This is a genomic window from Caulobacter sp. P1_B12_2 (assembly GCF_056406675.1).
Window position 1 is genome coordinate 1 of the sequence record NZ_JBFTZS010000598.1, and the last position, 2,226, is coordinate 2,226.

Sequence of the window (2,226 nt, forward strand, 5' to 3'; positions counted from 1 at the left end):
GTGTGGATGTGGGCGTCGCGGGGCGGGGAGGCGGGAAGGGGCGTCCAGGTCTTGCCGCCGTCGGTCGAGCGGAAGCCGGCGGTCGGCGTCGGGTCGCTGGTCCGCACCAGGATCTCGGGACGCAGGGCCGCGAAGTCGAGGCCGCGATTGGTGCCGCCGTGCGGGTCGAAATAGCGGCTGCCCCCCGCGCTATCGAGATCGTCGTGCCGGAAGCCGCCGATGTCGCCGATCGTGCTGATCAACGGCGCGCCCGGCGGGGTGACCAGTTCCAGGGCCACCGTTTCTTCCAGCCCTTCGTCGTCGAACCGCCAGGACGTGCGGCCCGAGCGGTCGGCTTCGGTCAGGTTCCGGGTCCGCCACAGGCCGTAGCCGGTGACATAGATCGCCTCATTCGGATTGGTCGGGTCGATGTCGATGTCGCCGATCCAGTGGCCCATCCGGCGGCCGGCCTTGCTTTCCAGGCTGTGGATCCAGGGCGCGCGGCCGACATCGTGCTCGGACGTATCGCGCAAGGCCTTCCAGCTCTTGCCGCCGTCGGCGCTGCGGAAGACGTCGTCGCCCATGGCCCAGCGGTCGAGGGTGGAGACCACGATCACGCCGGGACGAGCCGGGTCCAGGCTCAGGCCGCCATAGCCGAACACGTCGGTTCCGCTCGGCTTGACCGGCGTGATGTCGGTCCAGGCGCCGCTATCGGGGTCCAGTTTCCAGACCGCCCCGTCGGTCACGCCGTTGGGGCCCAAGCCGTTGCCGTAGGCGACATGGACGACGCCCTTGGCGTCGATCGCCAGATGGTGCGGGACCAGGCCCTTGGGCTGGCCGGTGACCAGGCCCCAGGTCGCGCCGCCGTCGGTGCTGACCAGCAGGCCRCCGTCGCTCRTCGTAGCGAACCCGGCATAGACGATCGCCGTCCCACCGGTCTTGGTCTTCAGGACCGGATCGAAGGCCACCAGGGTGACGTGGACCTTCGGGAAGGCCTCGACCCGCGACCAGGTCGCGCCATGGTCGGCGCTGCGATAGAGCCCGTCCTTGGCGCCGAGCAGCAGCACCGCGCCGTTGGCGGGGTCGACCATCAGCCGCTCGCCGGTGTTGCGACCGTCCTCGTTGCCGCCGATCTTGACTGGCAGCTCGGCCTTGGCCCAGGTCGCGCCGCGATCGGTGGAGCGCAGTACGGCCCCGCCGCGCGCGCCGTCGCGGGTGTATTCGCCGGCCGCCATGTAGAGCCGGTTCGGGTCGCGCGGATCGACGGCCAAGCTCAAGGCTCCGGCCAACTGTCCGTCGGCGCGCGTCAGGCCGTCGTTCAGCGCCACCCAGTGGTTGGTCATCCGGTCCAGGCGATAGGCGCCGCCGATGTCGGTGCGGGCGTAGACCAGCCCCCTCTCGGTCGGGTGATAGACCACGCCGCTGACGAAGCCGCCGCCCAGCACCTCGACGGTCTTCCAGCTGTAGGGCTGAACCGTCGGCGACGCGGCGAGGACCGGCTCGGCCAGGGCCAGTGCGCCGACGATCGCCGCGAGGGCCAGGATGCGGTTGAACGAGGCCAAGCGACCTCCTCTAGCGAACGGGCGTCAGGCGGACAGCCGCGCCGCCGCTGGGCGCCAACTTCAGGGTCAGGACGTCGCCGGCCTTCACCGTCTGCTTGCTGGCGACCAGATCGGTCGGCGCCGCGCCGTCCTGGCGGATGTCGGCGGCGAAGGCGCCCGCGCCCAGGAAGCTCAGCGGGACCTTCACGGTCCGTCCCGCCTCGTTGGTCATGGCGCCGATCCACCAGTCCGCGCCCTTGCGGCGGGCCAGGACGATGGACTGGCCGATCTCGCCAGTGATGAACCGCGTCTCGTCCCAGGTGGTCGGGGCGGCGCTGACGAAGTCCAGGCCGGCCGGGCTGTCGCGGTAGGTGTCGGGGCTGTCCGACACCAGGCCGAACGGACTGTCATAGACCACGTACATGGCCAGGGCCTGGCCGCGCGTGGTCTGGACGAACGGCAGGTCGTTGCGCGGGTTGAAGGCGGCCGGGGCCACGTTGCGGAAGCCGCCCGGCGTGTAGTCCATCGGCCCCAGCAGCATGCGGGTATAGGGCAGGGTGACGTTGTGGGTGGCTGTGATCCGCCGGCTCCACTTGTTGTACTCGGCGCCCAGCACGCCTTCCTGGGTCAGGTAGTGCGGATAGGTGCGGATCAGGCCGGTGGGATGCTCGGCGCCGTGCAGATCGACCATCAGGTGGCGCCGGCC

The 2,226-nt window shown here is 70.7% G+C and carries 2 protein-coding genes; both read right to left on the bottom strand.

Annotated features, from left to right (window positions below; all coding sequences use genetic code 11):
- Nucleotides 1-1,541 (bottom strand): WD40/YVTN/BNR-like repeat-containing protein (locus tag AC1DZ6_RS23835; protein ID WP_477099584.1); only part of this gene is annotated, 1,541 nt, incomplete at its 3' end.
- A gap of 10 nt (nt 1,542-1,551) precedes the next feature.
- A partial coding sequence (locus tag AC1DZ6_RS23840) for a glycoside hydrolase family 97 C-terminal domain-containing protein (RefSeq protein WP_477099585.1) occupies nt 1,552-2,226 on the bottom strand: 675 nt, incomplete at its 5' end.